This is a genomic window from Candidatus Hydrogenedentota bacterium, assembly GCA_016791475.1.
Taxonomy (GTDB): domain Bacteria; phylum Hydrogenedentota; class Hydrogenedentia; order Hydrogenedentales; family JAEUWI01; genus JAEUWI01.
The window spans coordinates 1-847 of sequence record JAEUWI010000144.1 but is presented as its reverse complement, the minus strand read 5'-3'; the positions used below and the strand labels follow the sequence as shown (position 1 = coordinate 847).

The 847-nt window shown below is 65.4% G+C and carries 1 protein-coding gene; it reads right to left on the bottom strand.

Annotated features, from left to right (window positions below; all coding sequences use genetic code 11):
• The coding region (locus JNK74_28345; GenBank protein ID MBL7650098.1) for a hypothetical protein at positions 1 to 583 on the bottom strand (583 nt) is incomplete at its 3' end.
• Positions 584 to 847 lie beyond the last annotated feature (264 nt).

The window sequence follows — 847 nt, the reverse complement described above, 5'->3', positions numbered from 1 at the left end:
TGATCGGCACGATCCGCGCCGATCGTTCCAATCGCGCCGACGCCGACACGCCCGCCGACAACGCGAATGAGTCATTGAACGAGTACGTCACCAGCCCAACGCCGCCGCCGGTCATCGAATCCGACGCGCTCGAATCCTCGTGCGACCACGCGACACTCCCCGCGACAATCCACGACCAGTTGTCGTTGTGCCGCACGAACAGGCTCGAGATCAATCGATGGTCATAGAGCGGCCCGTCCCAGGGCGAATCCGTGCCGCCCAGGTCAACCGCGTTCGAGAAGTTGTACCACGACGCCTCCTCGCGGAACGCGACGTCAAGAAAGACCGTCTTGCCGAACGGGATGTTGACGCCCACCTCGCCGCCGGCGCGCGAGAGCGAGACATCGCCGTTCTTGTCCAGGTCGCTCTTGAAGTGATAGATGCCAAAGCCGCCCACGCGGAACGAAACCTCCGGGGCGTCGGATGTTTCCGCCGGCGCATCGGCGGGCGCATCGGCGGGCTTGGCGGCGTCTTGGGCCGCCACCGACCCGGCCATCGCCAGCATCACACACGCGGGGCACAGCATCGCTCGGCGGATCGTCATGACGGCTCTCCAGGGTCGGTGCGAGTTGGTGCGCACTATACACGCGGCGTCGGTATCGCGTGCAAAGCGACGCCGCCCCCGCCGGCGACGAAACGGCAAAGTGGCAAAGTGGCGATACGGCAAAGTGGCGATACGGCAAAGTGGCAAAGTGGTCAATCCTCCGCCCTTTGAGTCAACGCGTGCCGAGTGCCGCGGACGAAGTGGAATTGTGAATCTGTGCCATGCGGACGATCGCCCCGTGGACTCCGCACGCGCCGCGCCCCC